Origin of the sequence: Microbulbifer thermotolerans, assembly GCF_001617625.1 — a bacterium.
Lineage (GTDB): Bacteria > Pseudomonadota > Gammaproteobacteria > Pseudomonadales > Cellvibrionaceae > Microbulbifer > Microbulbifer thermotolerans.
The window spans coordinates 1,788,258-1,811,858 of sequence record NZ_CP014864.1 but is presented as its reverse complement, the minus strand read 5'-3'; the positions used below and the strand labels follow the sequence as shown (position 1 = coordinate 1,811,858).

The window sequence follows — 23,601 nt, the reverse complement described above, 5'->3', positions numbered from 1 at the left end:
GCGCATATGAATGAAGTGCTCACCACATCCCGGCCCATCGACGCCGAAGTCCGCGACCGCGCCCTGGACATCACCCAGAGTTTTGCCGTATCCGCTCCCGCCGGCTCGGGGAAAACCGGCCTGCTCACTCAGCGGGTGTTAAAACTGCTCGCCACCTGCCAGCAACCGGAGGAAGTGCTGGCGATCACATTTACCCGCAAGGCCGCCGGAGAAATGCACCAGCGCCTGATCGAAGCGCTGCACATGGCCCGCGACACAACACAGCCACAAAATCCCCACGACGCTACTACCTGGGAACTGGCCAAAAAACTGCTGGCCCGCGACGCGGAACTGAACTGGCAACTGCTGCAAATGCCGCAGCGACTGCGCATTCAAACCATCGACGGCCTCTGCCGCAGCCTCGCCAGCCAGCTGCCGATCGAAAGCGGCCTGGGCGCGCCGGGAGAGCCACTGGAGCAAACCCAGATTGCCTTCGAAATGGCCGTGGTCAACCTGCTCAAACACCTGCAGGGAGACACACCCGATCCCCACCTGCAGGACCTATTACTGCATCTGGACAACGACCTCGGACAACTCAACAAGCTGCTGCAGACACTACTGGAAAAGCGCGAGCAATGGCTGGGTCCGCTGCTCAGCGTCAGCCAGGCGGGCGCACAGGACTATTTCCATTTCGTGATCGATGAACTGGTGGCGGAGCGCCTTACCCAGCTGGCAGAGCGTCTCGTTCTCTATCGGGGTGAGCTGCTGGAGTTGGCGGATTTTGCCGGCGCCTACCTGCGCGAAAACGACAGCGGCCATCCGCTTGCCGCCTGCGCGGGCATCGACGAACTTCCCGGCGCCGATGCCAGCGCCCTGCCCCGTTGGCTGGCTCTGATCAATATGCTGGTCACCGACAAAAACACACCGCGCAAGCGGGTGGATAAACGCCACGGATTTCCGGCGGAAAAAGAAGTCCCGGGTGCCAATTGCTACAAAAGCCGCCTCTATGCACTGTCCCAGGAAATCTGTGAAAACTCGGCCCTGACGGAGGCCTTCGATGAGGTCCGCGCCCTGCCGACGGGGCTTCAGCAAAACCAGTGGCAACTGCTGCAATCACTCGCGCAGGTGCTGCCGAAACTAGTGGCGGAATTAAAGCTCGTCTTTCAACAGCTCGGCGCCACCGACTATACCGAAGTGGCCCAGGCCGCACTGGTGGCACTGGGCAGCAGCGAAGAGCCCACCGACCTGGCACTGAAAATGGACTTGCAGACCCGGCATATCCTTGTCGACGAATTCCAGGACACTTCGCAACTACAGCTGCAGCTGCTGGAAAAGCTCACCACCGGCTGGGAGCCGGGCGACGGACGTACCCTGTTTATCGTCGGCGACGGCATGCAGTCCTGTTATGGGTTCCGCAATGCCAACGTGGGCATTTTTCTCGAAGCCCGCGCACACGGCATCGGCCAAGTACCGCTCACACCACTGGACCTTCAAGTCAATTTCCGCTCCGAGAGCGCGGTGGTGGAATGGGTGAACGAAACCTTCCAGCACGCCTTCCCGGCCGAAGACAATATCGGCCGCGGCGCAGTGCGCTACCTGCACTCCCATGCCTTCAAAAAGACCCATTGGCCGGGGCCGGCGGTGAATTTCTACGGCTGTATCGACGACGATGAACGCATCCGGGAGGCCCGACAAGCGGTCGAGCTTGTGAAAACGCTGCAGGCAAATGATCCGGAAGCCCGCATCGCCATACTGGTACGCAAGAAAAAACACCTGGGGCGCATACTGCCCGCACTCGCCGCCGCCGGTATTCCCTACCAGGCGCCGGACCTGGCGCCGCTGGCGAGCAAAATGGTGGTACTGGACCTGCTCAGCCTGACCCGCGCCCTGCTCGACCCCAGCGATCGCATCAGCTGGTTGGCCGTGCTGCGCGCTCCCTGGTGCGGTCTGCAACTGGCGGATCTTAACCATTTGGCCAACTGGGGCAATGGCGAGACACCCGCAACCGACACCGCCGCGCGGCCTTTGCTGATGGCACTGAGGGAAATCGATACGATCCAACCGCTCAGCGAAGATGGGCGCGCGCGCCTGCGCCGCACTGCCGCACCAATTCTCGATGCCTGGGAAGAGCGCGGGCGCAAACCCCTGCGCCTCTGGATCGAGGGCCTTTGGCTGGCACTCGGCGGACCCGCCGCTGTCGCGGACAAAAGCGAGCTCGACAACGCACAAGACTTTTTTCAGTTGCTGGAGCGACACGACAGCGGCGGCACCATCGGCGACTGGCAAGCGTTCTACAATGCTCTGGAAAAACTCTTCGCCCGCCCCGGCCAGGATGCCGGAGTACAAGTGATGACAATTCACAAATCCAAGGGGCTGGAATTCGAACACGTTCTGATTCCCGGCCTGGACCAGGGCGGCAAACCCGGTGGCGACCAGCTGCTGCGCTGGGCCGAATGGTTGAACCGGGAGGGCGATCCCCGCTTTCTGCTGGCTCCGAAAAGTGCCCGCGGCGAATCCGACCCGCTGTTCGACTATCTCAAGCATGACAACAGAGAGCGCGAGCGCCTGGAAGGCACGCGCCTCCTCTACGTCGGCTGCACCCGCGCTATCCGCTCCCTGCACCTCCTCGCCTGCCTGAAACGCGACGAAAAAAAAGGCGAACTAAAGGCTCCCGGCCCCGCCGCCCTGCTCGCCGGGATCTGGCCATCGATCGAACGCGATCAAGCGAACAACTGGTGCCACTGGCTGGAAGCTGAGGCTGCGGCTGAAGCACAAGCAAAAGGCGCCGGCGAGCTCGACTACCTACTGCGCCTGCCCCGCGACTGGAAGACCCCGGAGCTGCCCGAACAAAACTGGCTGGCCCGCTACCGCATGCCGGACTATCAGCCTCGGGAAAGCGAAGCGCCGAACTACCCCGAAATGGGCCAGGTGGCTCTGCGCTGGCTGCGGCACGCTGGCACAGTGGCCCACCAGACACTGGCCGCTATTGCCGAATCTGACCTGAACGAATGGAATTCGGAGCGCATTCAAAACCAGCGCCCCCTTTGGCAACTGCGCCTGGGACAACTGGGGCTCTACGGCGGCAACCTGGAAAAAGCCAGAGAAAAAGTCGAGCAGGCTGTCGTGAACACCCTGAACTGCGAAACCGGACGCTGGCTACTCGACCGCAATCACAAATCCTCCGCCTGTGAACTCGAACTTCACAGCGGCGGCCGCCAACTGCGCCGCGCCATTGTCGACCGCACCTTTATCGACGAAAACAATGTGCGCTGGATTGTGGATTACAAAACTGCAGAGCCGGGCGCTGGCGAAAACGAAAACGAATTTGTCCACTTGCAATTGGAGCAATATCGCGGCCAACTGGAAAATTACCGCAAACTCTTTTACGCCAGAGGAGAGCGCAATATCCGCTGCGCACTCTACTTTCCCCTGTTAAAGAAACTGGCTGAACTCAACTAGGAAAGCTCGGATACGTTCACTCCCAGCACTTAAGGAACCTCTGATTAATTCGCGTGAACGCTTTGGTTAGTTTCGTGGCGCTAAGGCAATAGGATGACCATTTCGAAAACGCACGAGTACTTCCTTGTAGCTCCGACGGATACATCCCTGTATCCGACGGTTTCGAAATAGCCATCCTATCACCTGAGCTTCTCATCTAGCTCCAAAGAATTTTTACCGTCAGGAAGCGAATTAATCAGAGGTTCCTTAAAAAACTTCCCGGTCAGGTAATTGGTTTCGATGAACACTGGCAATGAGCCCCAACACAGAAGACAACAATCCGATCCCTCCATGTCGCCAAAAGATAGGAGCTTGTTTGCAATAATGTGCGCGCTTGAAAACCGGCATTTGGTTTCAAATGAAACCCTCGCCCTCCCCCAACCCAGCAAGTAGCATAGGCGCTCCCTCTGCGCGCCAGCCAGAGTATTGGAAAGGACCAGACTGATAGCGAGCCCCATGACCACACAGCAGTTCGACGACCTGAACGTCGTCTCCCAGGAAATCCTGATCAGCCCCGAGGAGCTCAAGGCCGAGTTGCCGGTAACTGATGCCTCCGAAGCCACAGTGGCCGCCGGCCGGGCCGCCGTGCGCGATATTCTCGACCGCAAAGACCACCGTCTAATGGTAGTAATCGGCCCCTGCTCCGTTCACGATGTGGACGCAGCCATCGACTATGCCAAGCGACTGAAAAAAGTGGCGGACCAGGTATCCGACACGCTGCTGATTGTTATGCGCGTCTATTTTGAAAAGCCGCGTACCACCGTCGGCTGGAAAGGCCTGATCAACGATCCTTTCCTAAACGACACCTTCAAGATTCAGGACGGCCTGCATATCGGCCGCAAACTGTTGCTGGATATCGCCGAGCTGGGGTTGCCCACCGCCACCGAGGCTCTGGACCCCATCTCACCCCAGTATCTGCAAGACCTGATCTCCTGGTCCGCGATCGGTGCGCGCACCACAGAATCCCAAACCCACCGCGAAATGGCCAGTGGTCTCTCCTCCGCCGTGGGCTTCAAAAACGGCACCGACGGCAGTTTGGACGTGGCCATCAACGCCCTCCAGTCCACTGCCAACCCGCACCGCTTCCTGGGTATCAACAAACAGGGGCAGGTTGCCATCATTCACACCACCGGCAATAAATACGGCCACGTAGTGCTGCGCGGTGGTAACAACAAGCCCAATTACGACTCCGTCAGCGTCGCCGTGTGCGAGCAGGAGTTGCGCAAAGCAGGCCTGTGTCCGAACATCATGATCGACTGCAGCCATGCCAACTCCAACAAAAATCACGAGCTACAGCCACTGGTTGTTGAAAACGTGATCCACCAGATTCTGGATGGCAACCAATCCATTATCGGAATCATGGTGGAAAGCAATCTCAAAGCCGGCAACCAAAAAATCCCAGAAGATCTGAGCCAGCTGGAATACGGCGTATCGGTAACCGACAAGTGTATCGACTGGGAAACTACCGAGACCCTTCTATTGAAGATGGCTGAACAGTTAAAGGAACCCCTGAAGGCCCGCAACTCTTAAAAATGGATTCGGGTCAAGTGGCCGTGAGGTCCGGCATTCCGGTGCCGGGCCTACCGCCACCACACGGAAATCCCTCCCCCTACCCCTGCACCACCCCGCCTCATCACGTTGAATTTTGCGTCACGACGCCAGTGTGGTAAAAATCGCACTTTCCAGTGGAAAACGCATGAAAAACAAGTAGTTACCTGCGTTTACAGGTGAAATGCAGTTCGGAATTTAGCGGCCAACCGCCCGTAACACACCGGGATCCGCCGCAGCTTTATGCACCCAACAGCAAATCCCCGTCGGAAAATTATCCACCCAACGTATACCCATGCATCAATTGATATGAGGAAATCCAGATGTATACCATGTTCACTTTGATAATCACTCTGCTCCTCGGAACATTCGCCGCTCTGATCCCGGCAGCATGGCTTGCACATCGTGTTCACCCCCTTGCGGGCATCATAGGGTGGATTGCTGTTTTCCTGATGATTTCCGGCCCCACGGTGATCCGTTGGCTGCGATGGCGCAAGCTGCCCACCTTGGCAGACTATAAGTCACAGAACCCCGACGCCAATACAAAGCGCGGTATTCAGTGTATTCACTGTGGTGGAAAGCGAATCCGCAACTGGGGAGTCTGGAACGCCCAAGACACCAAGCGGACCCATATCTGCGAAACCTGTAACAGCGCACTGTACCGGAGCTATGGGAAGCGCTGATTCTGTTTCAGCGGGCTATCTGGCCCAATTCGCCGATGGATTCCCTTCCCTACGCTACATTCCACGGTATCACCTACCGCGCAGTGGTTATTGAAGGAAAAATTCACAACGATGACCCGAATGCCGCTCCAATGTGAATGCCGAGCGGCTCTTTCTGGACACAACCCAAAGGAGAGGTGTAGGGTACGGCGGCACAAGGCCCCACCACTGTCACACTGGTAGAGATTAACAAGGCCCCTATCTCTTACACCCGCCCAAAGACGCATTTGATAGGGGCGAAAGGTCCGTCAATATTGCTGTGGCAAATATTGTATGGACCGTCCCTCCCGAGCATACTTACTCTAAGCTAGGCCCCCAAATCGCCTGTCTATGGAGTAAACTACAGCCATGTCAAGTCTGCGGGTCCTTTGTCAAACTCCCGAGGATTCAAAAGGTGAAATACAGGCCCATGTTGACACCTCCCGCGCCGTAGTGATTAAAGACAGTCAAGTAATCAAAGAACAACTAGCCATAGCCCGACTAATACTGCAAGCGAAAACCAGGGAATCGGAAACGGGAAAACAAAATGAAATCAATTGGAAGATTGGTAATTCTGGTAAAGGACTATGACGAAGCCATTGAATTCTACAGGGATAAGCTGGGATTCGAAGTTTTCGTTGATATAAACTCAGAACCTCACAGGTTTGTACACCTTCGCCTGCCGGGGCAACCCGATGTTGGAATCTGGCTACTAAAAGCCTCTTCTGAACATCAAAAATCCCAAGTTGGTCAACAGACTGCAGGCCAGCCCTGTGCAGTGCTATATACGGATAACCTTCAAGAGGACTACAGAGAACTTAGCGAGCGCGGGGTTATCTTCAATAGCAAACCCAAAGTAGAATCAAATGCGGAATATGCGCATTTTTTAGATTTGTACGGCAATGAATTTGTTCTGGTCGAGCTAAAACAATAACTCTGGTTACAAATTACAGCATCTAATGCATAAAATTATTATCACTTTAAAAATCCCAACTTAATCTCTTTTATCTGAAAACTCTTCACCCTCTTAACCGAAAAAATGAACATCGAATACAAAATAAATGCTGACCTTAGCCCAGAGCAGTTTATCGACCTGCTAAAGAGGTCAACCCTCTCTGAACGGAGACCAATCGACGACAAAAACTGCATAGAAGGAATGCTAAAAAACAGCAATCTTTCCGTCACCGCATGGAACTCGGGAACACTAATTGGCATAGCGAGAAGCGTTACGGATTTCAGCTACGCATGCTACTTATCCGACCTTGCTGTAAGCAAGTGCCATCAGAAAAAAGGTATCGGGAAGCAACTGCTGTCAATCACGCAAAAGCAATTGGGCCCAAAGTGCAAACTTATCCTTGTTGCCGCTCCAGCAGCAAACGCATACTATGAAAAAATTGGATTTCAACGCAATGAGCGCTGCTGGATCCTCGAACGCAGCCACCGCATCGGACAACGATAATCAGCTGAAGAAGTTCAGGCGAGGGTGTTCAAAATTCTGTGTCAGCCAAATAGTCACAGACTGATGTATTTCTCCAAGCGCTCTGGGAAGTGGATCGCCAGCTGTGACAGCGTCAGGTTCCAGTTCTGGATTGGGTGCGTCCAGCGCTCGGAGGCTTTCAGTATACCGGCGTACAGCAGCTTGAGTAAGCTGTTCTCATTGGCGAAGCCACCCTTGGTTTTGGTCAGTTTTCGAAACTGCCGGTGCACGGCTTCAACGGCGTTTGTGGTGTAAATTGGCTTGCGTACGTATTCCGGATATTTGAAGTAGGCCGATAGTGTGGGCCACTTGCTGCGCCAGGACTTGATCACCATCGGGTATTTGTCGCCCCACTTGGCTTCCAGCTCGTCCAGTGCGCTCTCGGCAGCATTGAGTGTTGCCGCCTTGTAGACACATTTGAGATCCGCCATAAAGGCCTTCTGGTTCTTCGAAGCCACGTACTTCATCGAATTGCGGATCTGGTGGATCACGCAGTGTTGGATCTCAGTCTTGGGGTAGATACTCTCGATGGCTTCGGGGAAGCCCTGGAGGCCATCCACACAGGCGATCAGGATATCTTTGACCCCGCGGTTGTATAAGTCGGTCAGAACGCTCAGCCAATGGTGTGCGCCTTCCTGGTCGGACAAGTAGAGTCCCAGCAGCTCTTTCTTGCCTTCGATGTTCAGGCCGAGGATGGTGTAAATAGCCTTGCTGATATAGCGGCCGTTTTCCTTGATTTTATAGTGGATAGCGTCGAGCCAGATGATAGGGTAGATAGGCTCCAGGTCGCGCTCACGCCAAGCCTGAAGCTCGGGCAGCAGCTTGTCTGTAACGGCGTTAATGGTGCCGTTGGAGAGTTCCATACCGTAGATTTCGGCAATGTGTGTGCGGATGTCCTGGTAGCTGTTACCGAGGGCAAACAGGGCAATCACTTTGCGCTCCAGTTCGTCGGTAAGCTGCGTCTGATGCTTTTTGACGATCTGCGGTTCGAAGGTGCCGGCACGGTCCCGCGGCGTATCCAGTTCAAAGCTGCCAGCGGAGCTCTTCATGGTCTTAGATGTATGGCCATTCTTGCGGTTGGGCTTGTCCTCGCTTGCGAGGTGCTCCTCCAGCTCCGCCCGCATGGCCGCTTCGGTAAGCTGTTTGATCAGTGGGGTCAGGATACCGTCTTTGCCACTGAGGTCTTTGCCCTCACGCAGTGCCTTGATGGCGGCATCCATATCGAAGGTAGGTTTGGTCATAGGTCATCTCTTTTTTGTTAATGGTAAAGAAATGACACAGAATTCTGAACACTACCCGCTGCATAAAAAGTTGCACTTATTACTTGAAACCAAGTCATACTGGCGCCCTGCAATCCAACAATTCGATATACCATCCCATCACCTGTGAGACTCCTACCTGCCTTTCAAGTATCTTTGCCGTTAGAAGCAGTTTAACTACAGCCCTCTAGAATTGTTCCCATACCCTCTGCAACACCAGAAACAGAAAAGCCGTGGAACATCCAAACATTAATAAGCCATTGATGGCGACCAAGGGCCCAAGCACTCTCCAGGGATGCCGCAAAACCAAATCTCCATAGCCCAATGCGGTAATCGAGCTTGCTGCGAAATAAATTCCATCACTCAAGCAGACCACCATTTTTTTGCGCCACAGAAAACTCCCCCAAAATACAGCTTCGATAATGTGGGTCAAAAAGAGGATAAAGAAGCAGATACAAACCAAAATCCTGCCGGCATTTGCGGCGCCGTAATTACCCGTCAACCAGCGGTGCAACCACGCCAGATTGCGAGCCACTTCCAGTAATACAGCTGTGTGAAACAGGAAGATGCAGGCAGCCAGTAGTAGGGCTGCGGCCAAAGTCCTACGCCAATGACGCCGCTCTGCCCGCGCCTTCATTTGCTGAGCCCCCCTGGCGCGGCCAGTCCTCCGCCAAAACTACCACCTAGGGCGAGGTGCAGGCGGATGCGGTTGGCAATCCGAGCATTGCGCAACTGAATCACTTTCGCTTCCGCGGCGATTTGTCCCGCCTGCAACTCCTCTACCCAAAGTAGATCTCTCCGCCCAGCGCGATACTGCACTCTGGCAATCTCCACCGCCCTGGTGCGATCTGCCAATGCCCGCTGAGCATATTCGAGTTGGCGTGCCAACAAAGCTTCACTGGCGATTGCATTTTCCACTTCACGGAATGCATTGAGCACCACGCTGCCGTAGTGGGCCACCGCCTGTGCCTGTTCCGCAGTGGCGATATTGAGATAGGCACAGAGGGCGCCGCCTTCATAAATAGGAACAGTCGCGCCCATCTCCACCGACGCGCGGTACGGACTGAGATGCAGAACCTCCAACAGGTGATCACCCAAACGTTCCGCGGTCAGCGAAAGAGAAAAATCCGGCAGCAGAGCGAGCCGCACGGCTTCTCGCTTGCGAAAAGCCGCAAGCACCCGGTATTCGGCGGCGAGAATATCCGGGCGCCGCTCCAACAGGGTGGCCGGCAAACCGGCCGCGACCGGAGGCGGCAACGGCGGATAGTGCGGTGCTGCCTGTATTTCTGCCGCCGGGTACCTGCCGAGGAGCACTTCCAGAGTCCGTCGCGCGCGATCAAAATCGATACGTGCGGACTGCAATTCACTCATGGCGGTTTCCATTCGCGCCCGAGCATCTACCACATCCAGATCGGTGCTCTTGCCACTATCTCTTCGGATTTCGGCCAGCTGCAACAGGCCAGCATAGATTTCCACCGCACGTTCAGCCAACTGGAGTAGCTGGTAAGTCTCTGTGGTCAAATACCAGTTCAAAGCCACCGTCGCCGCCAGGGACTGCTGCGCGTAGGCGTATTCAAAAACACCGGCATCGTATTCAGCTTCCGCCGCGGCGCGCTGGCTGCGCAACCGTCCCCACACATCCATTTCCCAAGCAATATTAAGTGCTGCAACTGTGTGGCTGTGCGTATGCTTTATATAATCTTCGTCGCCGAAATCATGCGTGCGCTTGCCGGCAATCTTGCCTCCGATCTGCGGCAACAGCTTGGCGCCAACCACTGTCACCATCTGCCGCGCAACTTCCACCTTATCCGCCGCCTGGAGCAGATCCAGATTGTTGGCGAGCGCCTCCGCCAGAATGGCGTCCAGTACCGGATCATTGAAAGCGCTCAGCCAGTCGTTCGTCACCGCCCCAGGGTAACGGTCTGCAATCCATTCATGGGGAATAACCGTTTCCGCCGGGAGCGCGCTTGCGAGGATTTCCGGCTGTGATGGCGGCGGCCGCAGCGCGCATCCGGCGAGTGCCAGAACCAAGGTGAGAGCTGCTCGTGATATGCGCATTATCCGGCAAAGGGGTAGAGCCAGTTGGCCCAGGAGTATGCGCGGATTCCAATCTTGCGCAACACTACGAAGCCACTGGAAGTATCAGTGTAAATAGCCGCACGCCCCTGTGTGCCGATGGGAAACTTGGACTGGTCTTCCTCGTCGAGACGGATGGCGACTACAAACTGGCCCTGGGGTAACTCGGTGGGCCTGAAGAAAAAATCTGGCAATTTGCCGCTAGGCAACATTTGTCCGTGGCCACTTCCGCGCCAAATGGCCTCTACCCTGCCGGTAAATATTTGGCCGGGGTAGAGGTCCAAGGCCACCTCCGCCTCTTGCCCTTCCTTCACATGCTTTAGGTTCTCCAAAAAATAATTAGCCAGCAAATAGCGGTCAGAGTCGCATATAAATGTGGCGATGGCACCAATACGCAAAGCCCCTGCCACCATTCCAGGGCGCACTTGTAAATTGATGATATACCCATCCTCTGGCGCCACCATCAGGGTGTTGTCAAGATAGTAACGGGCAAGATCCAGCTTGGCCTGAATAGCGGCCACCGTAGTGTTCACACCATCAATTTGCGATTGATAATTAAGCTCCGCTCGCTTGAGTTCCGCCTGCGCCTCGCGGATAGCCGCTTCATTGGCTGCTACTCGCGCCGCCCACTTTTGCACATCCTCTTCCGGACCTGCACCGCGACTGGCCAGATTTTGTGAAAGCTTCTGCTCATAGCGGGCATACACCAGTTCGCTTTGCAGCTGAATGACCTTTTGCCTGGCGACCTCGATATCCGCCTCCAGGACATGCACATTTTGCTTCGCTTTGGCGAGTTCCGCCTCTAGCTCCCGCACCTTGTACTCGTATGGCCTGCGATCAAACTGAAACAACGGTTGCCCCTTTTTAACCGGGACATTGGGCTCTACCAGTACGTCCGTGACTAAAGTGGGCTCGGTAAGGCGCGGTGTCAGTTGAATGGTGTGTTGAATAATCCGCGCATTAGTGGAGTAAGGTGTGATAAAACGCAGGCCAATCAAAAAAATAATCAAAAGGTGCAGTCCAACTGATACGGAAACTATGCCCCAGGTAATGTTGAACTTCATCCATTTGAATTTGAAAAAGGTCAGCCACACCACAATGATGTAGGCAAACAGGATGACAAATCCCAGGAGCACGGGATCCTCCTCAGCCGCTGTTATCGCTATCCGAATCTCGCCCGTCCTTGTCTGGTGAGCGGGATTCCCCTTGCAGGCGACCAATCTCTTTCTCCATTGCCCGCGCCTCCTCTTCCGGGAAGCGCCGGATATCAACGGTATCGGTCGGTTTAAAGGCCCAGATAAACGCGTTGATCCAGGGCACCACGGCAAGAAATCCCGCATACCCCATAATCTTTACCGCCTCTGCGTCGGGATGCCTCCGCGACAAAGCAATTTTGCCCGGTAATCCCGCAATCCAAAGCAGAATCAAAAGGATAGATATCCCCGCGGCAATGATGACCAGGAAGGTCAGATAGTCCCAGTGGTCGAGTTTAAACCCCATCGCGTTCTCCGTTATCTGTGGCCTCCAGGCAGATAATGACAGGCGCCAAGACTAATACGGTCGTACCAAACTACATAGGCACCGCGCAGCTCAGCCATGTCACACCTTGCAGCAGCCTAAGGTTTAGTTCAGCGGTCAGCCTACTGTAAAGGCGCTCCGCGGCAGGTGGCGCACCACTCGTTACCTGGACATCCAAATACAAAAGGCCCGCATCATCTTCGTCTCAATAAACCAACGCAGTATCTCAGCCGGGGATAGGCAATCTTTACAGCGGCTTTTGGCGACAATATTCTGTTCCGGTTGATCATGTGCGATCTCAATTTCGCAGCAATCAGTTCCCAAAGGTTAATTCATAATGAGTACAAAGTTTCAACAGCTGGCGATTGCGGCATTGGCCGTTGCGGCCACGCCCGCGGTTTGGGCTGAGAAAGACCCCTATTTGTGGCTAGAGAACGTCGACGGCGATCGCGCCATCGAGTGGGTGAAAGAGCAGAACGCCGAAACCCAATCCACTTTGGCGGAAAGTGACTTGTACAAATCCCTCTATGCCGACGCACTGGCGGCTTTGAGCTCAAAAGACCGCCTGCCGGAGATCACCCAGAAAGGAGATTGGCTGTACGAAAACCATCACAGCGAAAAAAACCCGCGCGGACTGTACCGCCGCATCCAGGCAGACAAGTTCGATCGCGGCAACGACCAGTGGGAAACGGTGCTTGATATCGACGCCCTATCCCGCACGGAAGACAAAAAATGGGTGTTTAAGGGCATGGACTGCCAAGATAAGGCCCAGACCCGCTGTCTGGTGGCACTTTCTGAAGGCGGTGGCGACGCAGTGGAATTGCGCGAATTTAACGCCCGAGACAAAAAATTCGTGAAAGACGGTTTCTTCTCGCCGATGGCCAAGCAGTCCGCGGTGTGGATCGATGCAGACCACCTGCTGATCGCCAGCGCCCGGGGCGAGGATGCGGCGACCGACTCCGGCTATGCCCGCAAGGCCAAGATTTGGCGCCGGGGCGAGCCTCTGGCGAAAGCGGAAGTGCTCCTGGAAGTGCCGAAATTGTCCGCATGGCTTTCTCCCGACGCAGTCGGCAGCGGCGATCAGCGCACCATTATTCTCAACGAGGGACTGGATTTTTGGCATTCCCGCACCTTTGCCTACCGCGATAACAAAACCCTACCACTGGCCCTACCACAAACAGCAGTCATCAAGGGTGCCCTGGGCGATTCTCTGGTGGTGATGCTGAACGAGGACTGGAAAGTGGGCGGCAAGCAATGGCCACTAGGTAGTCTGGTACTGGTATCCCTGGATGCACTGATCGAGGGTTCCCCCCGAGTTTCCGCGCTGGTCACCCCAAACGAGCACGAAGTAGTGGAATCCGTGGCAGTTTCTGAAGCCGGTGTACTGGTGACCATGCTGGACGACGTCAAAGGCCGCGCCTACTTTTATCGCCGTGACGACAAAGGCTTTAAAAAGATTCCTGTCACTTTCCCCGACAACGGCAAGTTGGTTATCGCCACCTACAATGATGAAAGCGGTAACGCCTACCTGACCTGGGAAAACTTTGTCACGCCACCGAGCCTCTATCACTACCGTGCCGACAGCGACAAACTCGACCGTATAATGGTGCAGTCGCCAACCTTCGACGGAAGCAAGTTTAAAATTGAGCAGTACTTTGCCAAGTCTGCTGACGGCACCCGGGTACCCTACTTCGCGGTAATGGCAAAGGACATTGAACTGGACAGTGACAATCCCACCCACATCTTCTCTTACGGCGGCTTCCGCAATGCCCTGTTGCCTTCCTACTCCGGTTCCTACGAGCCACTAAACGGCGCCTACGGCAAACTCTGGCTGGAGCGCGGCGGTGTCTTCGTGCTGGCCAATATCCGCGGCGGCGGCGAGTACGGGCCCAGCTGGCATGCAGCGGCTCTGCGCGAGAATCGGATCAAATCCTATGAGGACTTCGAAGCGGTGGCGGAAGATTTAATCGCGCGCCGTATTACCCGCCCACAGCGCTTGAGCATCGAAGGCCGCAGCAACGGCGGGCTGCTTGTGGGAGCGAGCATGGTTCGACGTCCGGACCTTTTCAACGCGGTCATTTGCGGTGTTCCCCTGCTGGACATGAAGCGCTACCACAAGCTTTTGGCCGGTGCCTCCTGGATGGGGGAATACGGCAATCCGGACACCGACGACTGGAAGTTCATCAAGGAATATTCCCCCTATCAAAACCTGAAGCCCGGGGTCGAATACCCGTCGATATTCTTCTTCACCTCCACTCGCGACGACCGGGTGCACCCGGGCCACGCGCGTAAAATGGCTGCCCGCATGAAGGCAATGGGCCAGCATGTGGAATACTTCGAGAATCTCGAAGGCGGCCACAAGGGAAGCGCGACCAACGAGCAGCTGGCGCACCGGGTTGCACTGATGTACACCCACCTCTGGAAAGCATTGGAGCGGAATGATCAGAGCGAAGCACTGAGTGCCGGGCATTAAAACCTGTGAGTAAACCACTTCATAGCGGTAAAGATGATTTTAGGCCAGATGCCAACTCAGGCGATGGAGTGGACATTTCGAAACCGCCGGATACAGGGAAGTATCCGGCGGAACTACAAGAATGAACTCGTGCGTTTGTGACATGCCGACTCCGTTACCTGAGCGCTTCGCTATCAACTACAGCGCTCATTCAAATTTCATCGGAAGTCTCTGAGCCGTGCCCAGCTGATAGGCCCACAATCCGTCATAAGCCGGAGTCTCCCTCCGCATCCTCCCGCTTCACCAGTTTGTGTTGATCCTCGCTGAGTCCCTTTTTCCAATAGCTGGAAATATAGCGGTGGCTGTTTGGTACACCACGCTGGCGAAAATAGCGGCGCAACTGCTGCATTTCGCTGAACTCACAGGCAGCCCATACCGAAGCCTGACCTTGCAGCCAATCGAGCTTCTCGATTTGCGCCAAGATGGTGAAATCATTCTCCCCCTCTTGATGATCAATCACCCACTGAATATCCACACCAGCCGGGTGGTGTAACGGCTGTATATCCGCCTCATCAAGTACTGAGATAACTGCATACCCGCGGGCCGATGCCGGCAAACTTTCCAGGTTCACGCTGATCGCCGGCAGCGCGGTCATATCGCCGGCAAGCAGGAACCAATCCGCCTCCGGATTAATCAGCTTTCTGGCGCCGGGGCCGCCAATCGTTATCCGATCACCCGGCCGTGCACGCCTAGCCCAGGATGACGCCGGGCCCGTATGCTCATGCATCACGAAGTCGATATCAATTTCCCCCTCGCGCTGCTGACGGATGGTATAGGTGCGCATCAACGGGCGGGCCTGTCCAGGCTGGGGAAACAGCAGTTTGACATAGGCACTTTCCTGATCCGGTGGAAAGCCAGCCATTTCCTCTCCGCCCAAAGTAAGGCGTAACATATGGGGGGTGACATAGGCGCTGCGCAGCACCTGCAATTCTCTCATCATAGGTTTGGCCATAGCGTGCTTTCCTCCGGTTCAGCGCTGTGGGGACTCTGGATCGCCGCCGAGGTTTTTGGCCATGGCAGCGGCGAGGCGGACAAATTGCGCCACCTCTTCCCGATCGAGATTCTTTGTCATGGCGGCAGCGGTTTGCCGCTCTATGTTCTGCAGCTGCCCCATGAGTGCCTCTCCTTTTGGAGTGGGAAGTAACAGCTGGCTGCGGCGGTCCGCAGGGTTGTCCCGCTTTTCAATCAAGCCCTCGCCCAGCAGGTCATTGAGTACCCGGGTGATTTGCGCCTTGTCCCGTTGCATCCATTGCGCCACTGACTGGGCGGTGCAATCCGGATGTCTGCATATACCCTTGAGAGCCCGGATATGAGTAATGGGCACCCCCAACTGCTCGTCCTGTAGTGCCCGGCGCATACGAGACTTGTACGCGTGCATCAACCTGAGCAGCGCTTCACTAATGGATGGAGATGACATTTCGCCTCCGACAAATATGTTGACAATGTCAACCATACCGCCAACTAGTTGACATTGTCAACCACTGTATCCGCGGCATATGTCAATCCCCTATAATCGCCGCCATGTCAGAATTACCAATTAACTCCGTACTGCCCCAGCTAATGGCGGCAATGAGCCACAACAATAACCTTGTCCTCCAGGCCCCACCCGGTGCGGGCAAGACCACCGCAGTGCCCTTGGCATTACTGCAATGCGACTGGCTCGGCGACAGGAACATCATCATGCTTGAACCGCGGCGGCTGGCGGCGCGCAGTGCGGCCACGAGAATGGCGGAATTACTAGGGGAATCCGTTGGGCAAACCGTGGGCTATCAGATCCGGGCCGAGCGCAAAGCGAGCGACAAAACTCGTATCTTGGTTGTCACCGAGGGCATACTGACACGGCTGCTGCAATCGGACCCGGAACTGGCACAGACGGCCCTGGTGATCTTCGACGAATTTCACGAGCGAAGCCTGCAAGCAGACTTGGCTCTGGCACTCTGCCTGCAGTCACAGGAATACCTGCGCGAGGACCTGAAGCTCCTGGTAATGTCCGCCACCCTGGAGACAGAAGCGGTCGCCGAGCTGCTCGGCCAGGCACCAGTGATAACCAGCGAGGGCCGCAGCTATCCGGTGCACCTGCACTATTTGCCACAGGAGCAGATACCGGACGATACAAAGCAGCTGCCGCCGCTGATGGCGCGCAAAATCGCTCAGTGGATGGATGAACAAGATGGCAGCCTACTCGCCTTCCTACCCGGCATTGGCGAAATCAAACAACTGGATACGCTACTCAAGGAGCAGCTGGGAGACCGGCCTGAAATCACCATAGCCCCGCTGTACGGTGATCTTAACCGGGAGCAGCAGGACGCAGCGATTGCCCCCACCCCGCCCGGCCGGCGCAAAGTGGTGCTCGCCACCAATGTGGCCGAGACGAGCCTGACCATCGAGGGTATCCGCATGGTGGTGGACTCGGGGTTAATGCGGGAATCCCGCTTTGATCCCAACACCGGGATGAACCGACTGGTAACCACCGCCATTTCCCGCGCGTCCGCCGCCCAGCGCTGCGGGCGCGCGGGCCGCCTGAGCGAAGGGCACTGCCTGCGCCTTTGGAGCGAAGCCCACCACCGTCAGCTGGCGCCAAAAAATACACCGGAAATACTGCTCAGCGACCTGGCGCCCCTGGTACTGGAGTTGGCCAAGTGGGGCGTGCGCGATGTGAACGAGCTCCGCTGGCTGGACCCGCCACCGCCGGGACCGGTGGCACAGGCCCGGTCGCTGCTGCAACAGCTGGGCGCGTTGGATGAAGAGATACGCATAACCCCTCACGGCAGTGCCATGCTGGCCTTTGGCACCCATCCGCGCCTGGCCCATATGATGATCCGCAGCCAGGACCTCGGACTAACAGAAGAAGCCTGTCTACTGGCTGCTCTGCTGTCGGAGCGGGATATTTTCCGCGGTGAGGCGCGCTGGGACAGAGATATCGGTAAGCGCATCGACGTGCTGACCGGCAAAAGCAAACATCACGGCGCAGACCGCGCTGCCGTGCAGCGGATCCGCAAACAAGCAAAGATCTGGCAGAAACAACTGGAGAAAAGTCCACAGCAGTGCGCCGTACACATAGACGATGAAGACCGCATCGGCATTCTCCTCGGTCTCGCCTACCCGGATCGCATTGCACAAAATCGCCGCGACCGGGAGCGACGCTTCCGCCTTTCCGCTGGCCGCGGCGCACGCTTTTCCCACGACGATGCGCTGGCGCTGGCAGACTACCTGGTAATCGCAGAGTTGGATGGCCAGGGGCGCGATGCACGTATCCACCTGGCCGCGCGCATTTCGGAAAGCGCACTGCGGGAACACTTCACCGACCTGATTGTACAAAGCGAGTCTGTACGCTGGGACGACGAGGCCGGGCGCGCCGTTGCCAGCCTTCGCACCCAGCTTGGATGTCTGATACTGGACGAACAACCGGCCCCCACCCCTTCTGCGGAACAACTGAGCCGCGCCCTGCTCGACGCAGTGCGTCAGAAAGGGCTGCACCTACTGCCCTGGAGCAAGCAGGCAAGTGCCCTGCGCGCCAGAGTGGAATTCCTGCGCCGCAACGCGGACCAATTTCCGCAAATGCTCTCGGATCTGCCACTACCAGATTGGAGCGACGCTGCGCTTTTACATTCACTGGAGGAGTGGCTACTGCCACACCTGCAAGGCGCCAGCAAACTGGACCATCTCAAGCAACTGAATCTGCACACTATTCTGCTCAGCCAGCTCGACTGGCCGAGCCAGCAAAAAATCGATGAGCTTGCGCCGGACCTCTTTAAAGTCCCCAGCGGCTCCCGAATCCACATCGACTACGGCGAAGAAGTTCCCGTTCTGGCAGTGCGGTTACAGGAGATGTTTGGCCAGAAACAAACACCCGCGATATTGAATGGCTGCTATCCACTGATGATCCACCTGCTCTCCCCCGCCGGCCGACCGGTGCAAGTGACGCGGGACCTGGCCAGTTTCTGGGTCAATACTTACAATGAGGTGCGTAAAGAACTGCGCATTAAGTACCAAAAGCATTTCTGGCCGGAGGACCCACTGACGGCGCCCGCCACATCCACAACCAAAAAAAGAATGAAGATTTCGTGAACCCCTGACACCGCATCGAAGTCCAGTGCCGAGGCAGGGGTTCAATACCTTTGGAGATAATTGATGAAACGGATTGTATTCACTTTTCTATTCCCCCTGGCTCTTTCGGGTTGCGATTTCGATGATGTTCCGCGTTTCGTACCCGAACAGGGGCATACCGATTACCGGCAAGAAATGCGGGATTTGGTGCAGGATATCAGCCGCTACGCGAAGAGTGTGGACTCTAGCTTTATCATCATTCCCAACGGTGGCGTCGAACTGATCACCACCAATGGCAAAACAAATGGCACTCCCGACAACGCGTATCTGAATGCCATTGATGGCATCAATCAGAATGGCGTTTTTTACGGATATTCCATTATCGACCAACCGACGCCGGAAGCTGAACAGGAACGTCTGCTCGATTTCCTCGATATCGCACAGGACGACGATGTCAGTATACTGGTTACCGACTTCGCACTAAGTGAGGTCAATATCGATGACGCATACGAATTGGCCGAGGGAGCCGGTTACAACGCTTTTGTTACCGACAGCCGGACACTGGACGATATCCCGATCTACCCCCCGGAACCCAATGAAGAAAACCGCAACGATATCGAGCAACTGCTGGAAGCCAGAAACTTCTTAAGCCTGACAAATACACGGCTTTACTCCACACCTCAGGAACTGGTGGACGCAATCAACGATACCAATTATGACTTGATCATCATCGATTTCTTCTTTAACGGCGCCGCCTACACCGAAGACCAGATTGAATCATTAAAAGTCAAGAGCGACGGCGGTAGTCGCCTGCTGTTGACCACCATGAATATCGGCCAGGCGGAGAATGACCGTTTCTACTGGGAAAGTCACTGGTATTCGAGCCCCCCATCCTGGCTAAAAGAGGAAGACCTCAGTGACAGAGGTCACTATTATGTTAATTACTGGCAAGAGGCTTGGCGCGATCTGTTGTTCGGAGAAACCTCTGATTATCTGGACAAGATATTGGACGCGGGATTTGACGGCGTATTCCTGGAAGGCATTGAGGTTTACGAGCACCTCGAAGAAAAAAAGGAATCTGACCAGTAACGAGAAATGTCATTTCCGGTTGGCCAGAAACGAAATCTATGCACAGCGTGCATTTTTCGTGACAGAAGTCAAAGTCCGGAAATGACCCACTCTAAATTCAAAAAATTTCTAACTAACTCCTGCCGACGGCAAACCCCAACGTCTCCCGGTGCACCTCTCTTTATTCGGCACGACGATTAAACACACAAAAAACGCAATGGATGAGCTGGGAAATCCATTAACGTCAACTACAGGAGTTAATACGACAGTAAATTACCCGCGGTGTTTAACGTGATTATGCCATTTTCCGGCCCGCCCAAATCAAGCACACCCCTCCTGTAAATGATTCCAAAGCCTTTCAGCCATCATCCCGAAATGGCGCGAGTTTAAACCAATAAAAATAGATTTTATTTCCAATAGAAAAATTTCCGCACAAAACCAAGTTCACTCATGTGCCACTTTGCGATTTTTGTACTTTGTGGGTCGCTACCGCCCCAACAAAACCCAATAATTCCGCGCGCAGCGTGACGCTGCAAAAGCACCAATTAATATGTCCAACAAGTGGACCACTCATGCATTATGCAGACGGTGCGGTCCATAAAAAAATCAACATAGGCTGACAACTATGACTAGTTTCAGAGTCTTGAAAAAAACCCAGCTATTGATTATGGGCGCCGGCCTACTAGCCGGTGCTTCCATTGCCAACGCTCAAACCACAGTGTTTCAGGCGGAGGATTATGACAACGCCTACGACACCACCCCCGGCAACAGCGGCGGGGCCTACCGCAATGAAGACGTGGATATTGAGGTAACCACGGATACAGGTGGCGGATACAACGTCGGCTGGATTGACGCCGGTGAGTGGCTCGCATACTACAACTTGAATATTCCGACCAGCGGCAAGTACACAGTGCGCTTCCGCGTCGCCAGCGAAGTCGGCGGAACCCTTTCCAATGATCTGAATGGCGGCTCCATCGTGCTCGGCAGTCTGACAGTGCCCAATACCGGCGGCTGGCAGAACTGGCAGACCATTTCCCACACCGTGCATATCGACGCCGGTACCTACTCCCTCGGCGTCTACGCCGTGACCGGCAATTGGAATCTGAACTGGATAGAGGTGGTCCCGGAAAACAGTCAGGGCGGCGTCGCCACTGTCCACGAGCATTGTGACTATAATGGCTGGTCTGCCAGCCTGGATGTGGGTTCGTACAATCTGAGCGCCCTTCAGGCACTAGGATTCGTCAACGACGCCGCCTCTTCCATCAAGGTCTCTCCCGGTTACCAGGTAACCCTCTATGAGCACGATAACTTCACCGGCGCTTCCGTCACCGTCACCGGCGATAACAGCTGCCTGACGGACGAAGGCTTTAACGATAATGTGTCCTCCATCGTCGTCAGCCCGACACAGAGCAATGGCTTGGTTTGGAGCGATGAATTCGACACTATTGACATGAACAACTGGTCGTTCGAAACCGGCGGCGGTGGCTGGGGCAACAACGAACTGCAGTACTACACCAACGGACAGAATGCCTTCATCGAGTATGATCCCCAGGCGGGCAGCAATGTGCTGGTTATAGAGGCCCGCCGCGAAGGCGGCAACAGCTGCTGGTACGGTGCTTGCGAGTACACCTCATCGCGCATGATTACAGCCGGTAAGAAGGACTTCCAATACGGTCGGATCGAAGCGCGCATCAAACTGCCCCAAACTCAGGGCATCTGGCCGGCCTTCTGGATGCTCGGCAGTGACATCTACAGCACTGGCTGGCCCAATTCCGGGGAAATCGACATTATGGAACATGTCGGCTATGAACCCACCCTGTCTCACGGCGCACTGCACGGACCCGGCTATTACGGCAACACACCATTCGCCGGCACTTACTACCACAGCGCCAGTGTCGATACCGACTACCACGTATACGCCGTGGAGTGGGACAGCGACTCTATCCACTGGTTTGTAGACGGCAACAACTTCTACAGTGTCTCCCGCGCTCAGGTGGAACAGTATGGCAACTGGGTCTTTGACCACCCCTTCTATATCCTATTGAACGTTGCCGTGGGCGGTAACTGGCCGGGCAGTCCGGATGGAACGAGTGTTTTCCCTCAGCGGATGTATGTGGATTACGTTCGGGTCTACCAGTAACATCGACCTTAGAAGCCAACAAAAAAGGGCGAACCAAATGGTTCGCCCTCGCATCAACGGCTTCGCACTGGCCGATCAATAATAGGCTTGGGATTTATCGCTGTGATCGGTAATGTCCCTGACCCCAGCGAGTTCCGGAATCTTTTCCTTCAGTGTTTTCTCCACACCTTCTTTCAGGGTCATATCCACCATACCGCACCCCTGACAACCGCCGCCAAATCGCAAGACCGCGAACATGTCCTCGGTGACTTCCACCAGGCTCACCTGTCCGCCGTGGGCCGCGAGCCCAGGATTTACATCGTTGTACAGTACGTAATTGATACGGTCCTCTATGGGGCTGTCATCCGTAATCTTGGGCATACGGGAATTGGGGGCGCGGATCGTCAGCTGCCCTCCCATCTTGTCTGCTGAGTAGTCTACCCGCGCCTCGTCCAGGTAAGGGACGCTACGCGCTTCGAAGTAGGCCTTGAAGCCATTCATCTCCATCACCACATCATCCTCCTGCTCTTCACCAGGGCGGCAGTAGGCAATACAGGTCTCGGCATTCGGCGTGCCGGGGTTGGACACAAACATGCGCACAGCAATGCCCTCGCAGTCCTGTTTCTCCAGCAACTCGCGCAGATATTCCTGGGCGGATTCAGTGATGGTGACATTCAGTTCTGACATAAGACTTCTCAAATAACCGAGCTTCTTTGTCGGGTATTCTACTCCCAGTTGCAGGCAAGTTAAACTGGCACGAATGGCCCCAGCTCGCAGGGAGCTCAAGGAGCCATCAGGGACAGTAATGACTCGGCAGCCGCCGCTGAAGAGGCGGGATTCTGACCGGTGACCAGCTTGCCGTCTACCACCACATGACACTGCCAGTCATCCGCCCTTGAATAGTTTCCCCCATTTTCTTTCAACATCTCCTCCACCAGAAAGGGCACCACATCCGTCAGCTGGACAGCCTCTTCTTCCGAATTGCTGAACCCGGTAACTTCCCGTCCGGCAACCAGGGGCGTGCCGTCTGATCGCCTGGCGTGGCGAAAGATCGCGGGCGCGTGGCATACGGCACCGATCGGTTTACCGGCCGCATCGAAGGCTTCAATTAATGCGATTGAATAGCGGTCTTCGGCGAGATCCCACAAAGGGCCATGACCACCGGGATAGAAAACGGCGTCGTAATCTGCGGGAGCTATTCGTGCCAGCGGGACAGTAGTCCCCAACGCTGCCTGCGCATCCGAATCCTGGTGAAAACGCTGCGTGGCCGCGGTCTGCGCGTCGGCATCGTCGCTCTTGGGGTCCAGCGGCGGCTGACCGCCCTTCGGCGACGCCAGTGCCACCTCGGCACCGGCATCTTTAAAGACATAATATGGTGCGGCAAACTCCTCCAGCCAGAAACCGGTCTTGTGCCCGGTATCACCGAGCTGGTCATGGGAAGTCAGCACCATCAGAATTTTCATTGCACATTTTCTCCTCTAGGGGAACCTGACATACACGCATATCTAACCGTTGCTCCAGGGGCATCAGGTCGTATCCATCCCATCACCAGGCCCCCTTCTCAAGTGACCGCGAAGTCCCTTTATCGCCGGGCAGTGAACGGCCCAGAAATCGCCCGGAGAAAGCCAACACCCTCACAGTGTAGGAGTGATTGCCGTAGGTCTGGTATCCCGGGAGCCCCTCAACCTACGCGAAACTTCAGCCAATTAAACCTCCTGCAAGATCTCTGTCACTGCCGCTTCCCAACTCAGCGGGCCAAGCCCATGTTAATATGGCCGCCCCCTCAATTCCGCGAATAA

18 protein-coding genes and 1 pseudogene are annotated in these 23,601 nt (G+C 55.6%); 10 read left to right on the top strand and 9 right to left on the bottom strand.

Features of this window, described 5'->3' with window-relative positions:
* The first annotated feature begins 6 nt into the window (after nt 1-6).
* The 6 genes and pseudogenes from A3224_RS07640 to A3224_RS07615 all read left to right on the top strand — a co-directional run bounded on the left by A3224_RS07640 (nt 7) and on the right by A3224_RS07615 (nt 7,185).
* Nucleotides 7-3,438, top strand: a complete 3,432-nt coding sequence (locus tag A3224_RS07640; protein WP_067153129.1) for a UvrD-helicase domain-containing protein — start codon at nt 7-9, stop codon at nt 3,436-3,438.
* 495 nt (nt 3,439-3,933) lie between these two features.
* Nucleotides 3,934-5,007, top strand: a complete 1,074-nt coding sequence (locus A3224_RS07630) for a 3-deoxy-7-phosphoheptulonate synthase (protein WP_067153124.1) — start codon at nt 3,934-3,936, stop codon at nt 5,005-5,007.
* Between the two features lie 341 nt (nt 5,008-5,348).
* The gene (locus A3224_RS07625; protein ID WP_067153122.1) at nt 5,349-5,708 is read left to right on the top strand and encodes a hypothetical protein; all 360 of its coding nucleotides are present in this window, start codon (nt 5,349-5,351) and stop codon (nt 5,706-5,708) included.
* 289 nt (nt 5,709-5,997) lie between these two features.
* Nucleotides 5,998-6,180 (top strand): annotated as a pseudogene (locus tag A3224_RS17635) (hypothetical protein); the annotation flags it as partial.
* Between the two features lie 93 nt (nt 6,181-6,273).
* Nucleotides 6,274-6,660, top strand: coding sequence for a VOC family protein (locus tag A3224_RS07620; RefSeq protein WP_067153120.1), 387 nt, complete (start codon nt 6,274-6,276; stop codon nt 6,658-6,660).
* 105 nt (nt 6,661-6,765) lie between these two features.
* Nucleotides 6,766-7,185 carry a GNAT family N-acetyltransferase gene (locus A3224_RS07615; protein ID WP_067153118.1) on the top strand — a complete coding sequence of 140 codons (420 nt, stop codon included), beginning with the start codon at nt 6,766-6,768 and terminating at the stop codon, nt 7,183-7,185.
* 53 nt (nt 7,186-7,238) lie between these two features.
* Here A3224_RS07615 and A3224_RS07610 read toward each other — a convergent pair whose 3' ends face one another.
* The 5 genes from A3224_RS07610 to A3224_RS07590 form a co-directional block, all read right to left on the bottom strand.
* Nucleotides 7,239-8,444 carry an IS256 family transposase gene (locus tag A3224_RS07610; protein ID WP_067153116.1) on the bottom strand — a complete coding sequence of 402 codons (1,206 nt, stop codon included), beginning with the start codon at nt 8,442-8,444 and terminating at the stop codon, nt 7,239-7,241.
* A 205-nt stretch (nt 8,445-8,649) separates the two neighbouring features.
* The gene (locus A3224_RS07605; protein WP_231902498.1) at nt 8,650-9,060 is read right to left on the bottom strand and encodes an ion channel; all 411 of its coding nucleotides are present in this window, start codon (nt 9,058-9,060) and stop codon (nt 8,650-8,652) included.
* A gap of 35 nt (nt 9,061-9,095) precedes the next feature.
* Nucleotides 9,096-10,493 carry an efflux transporter outer membrane subunit gene (locus tag A3224_RS07600; RefSeq protein ID WP_231902497.1) on the bottom strand — a complete coding sequence of 466 codons (1,398 nt, stop codon included), beginning with the start codon at nt 10,491-10,493 and terminating at the stop codon, nt 9,096-9,098.
* Nucleotides 10,494-10,519: 26 nt separating this feature from the next.
* Nucleotides 10,520-11,674 (bottom strand): HlyD family secretion protein, encoded by a 1,155-nt coding sequence (locus tag A3224_RS07595; RefSeq protein WP_067153109.1) that lies wholly within the window; start codon nt 11,672-11,674, stop codon nt 10,520-10,522.
* A gap of 10 nt (nt 11,675-11,684) precedes the next feature.
* Nucleotides 11,685-12,038: a DUF3302 domain-containing protein gene (locus A3224_RS07590; protein ID WP_067153107.1), complete on the bottom strand. Its 354-nt coding sequence runs from the start codon at nt 12,036-12,038 to the stop codon at nt 11,685-11,687.
* 355 nt (nt 12,039-12,393) lie between these two features.
* Between A3224_RS07590 and A3224_RS07585 the strand changes: the two genes are divergently transcribed.
* Nucleotides 12,394-14,529 carry a prolyl oligopeptidase family serine peptidase gene (locus A3224_RS07585; protein WP_067153105.1) on the top strand — a complete coding sequence of 712 codons (2,136 nt, stop codon included), beginning with the start codon at nt 12,394-12,396 and terminating at the stop codon, nt 14,527-14,529.
* A gap of 244 nt (nt 14,530-14,773) precedes the next feature.
* Here the strand turns inward: A3224_RS07585 and A3224_RS07580 are convergent, their stop codons facing one another.
* Both A3224_RS07580 and A3224_RS07575 read right to left on the bottom strand, forming a co-directional pair.
* A complete protein-coding gene (locus tag A3224_RS07580; protein WP_067153102.1) occupies nt 14,774-15,520 on the bottom strand; it encodes a siderophore-interacting protein in 747 nt (248 codons plus the stop codon).
* Nucleotides 15,521-15,538: 18 nt separating this feature from the next.
* A complete protein-coding gene (locus A3224_RS07575; RefSeq protein WP_067157661.1) occupies nt 15,539-15,985 on the bottom strand; it encodes a MarR family winged helix-turn-helix transcriptional regulator in 447 nt (148 codons plus the stop codon).
* A gap of 152 nt (nt 15,986-16,137) precedes the next feature.
* On the opposite strand from A3224_RS07575, the gene hrpB reads away from it, so the two are divergent.
* From hrpB to A3224_RS07560, 3 genes are all read left to right on the top strand, one after another.
* Nucleotides 16,138-18,636: an ATP-dependent helicase HrpB gene (gene hrpB / locus A3224_RS07570; RefSeq protein WP_231902496.1), complete on the top strand. Its 2,499-nt coding sequence runs from the start codon at nt 16,138-16,140 to the stop codon at nt 18,634-18,636.
* 63 nt (nt 18,637-18,699) lie between these two features.
* The gene (locus A3224_RS07565) at nt 18,700-19,704 is read left to right on the top strand and encodes an endo alpha-1,4 polygalactosaminidase (protein ID WP_067153098.1); all 1,005 of its coding nucleotides are present in this window, start codon (nt 18,700-18,702) and stop codon (nt 19,702-19,704) included.
* A 604-nt stretch (nt 19,705-20,308) separates the two neighbouring features.
* On the top strand, nt 20,309-21,823 hold the full coding sequence (locus tag A3224_RS07560; protein WP_067153095.1) for a family 16 glycosylhydrolase: 1,515 nt from the start codon (nt 20,309-20,311) through the stop codon (nt 21,821-21,823).
* A 75-nt stretch (nt 21,824-21,898) separates the two neighbouring features.
* Here A3224_RS07560 and nfuA read toward each other — a convergent pair whose 3' ends face one another.
* Entirely contained in the window at nt 21,899-22,489 is a 591-nt protein-coding gene (gene nfuA / locus A3224_RS07555; protein WP_067153093.1) for a Fe-S biogenesis protein NfuA, read from the bottom strand.
* Between the two features lie 95 nt (nt 22,490-22,584).
* Nucleotides 22,585-23,265 carry a type 1 glutamine amidotransferase domain-containing protein gene (locus A3224_RS07550; RefSeq protein WP_067153091.1) on the bottom strand — a complete coding sequence of 227 codons (681 nt, stop codon included), beginning with the start codon at nt 23,263-23,265 and terminating at the stop codon, nt 22,585-22,587.
* Between the last annotated feature and the right edge of the window lie 336 nt (nt 23,266-23,601).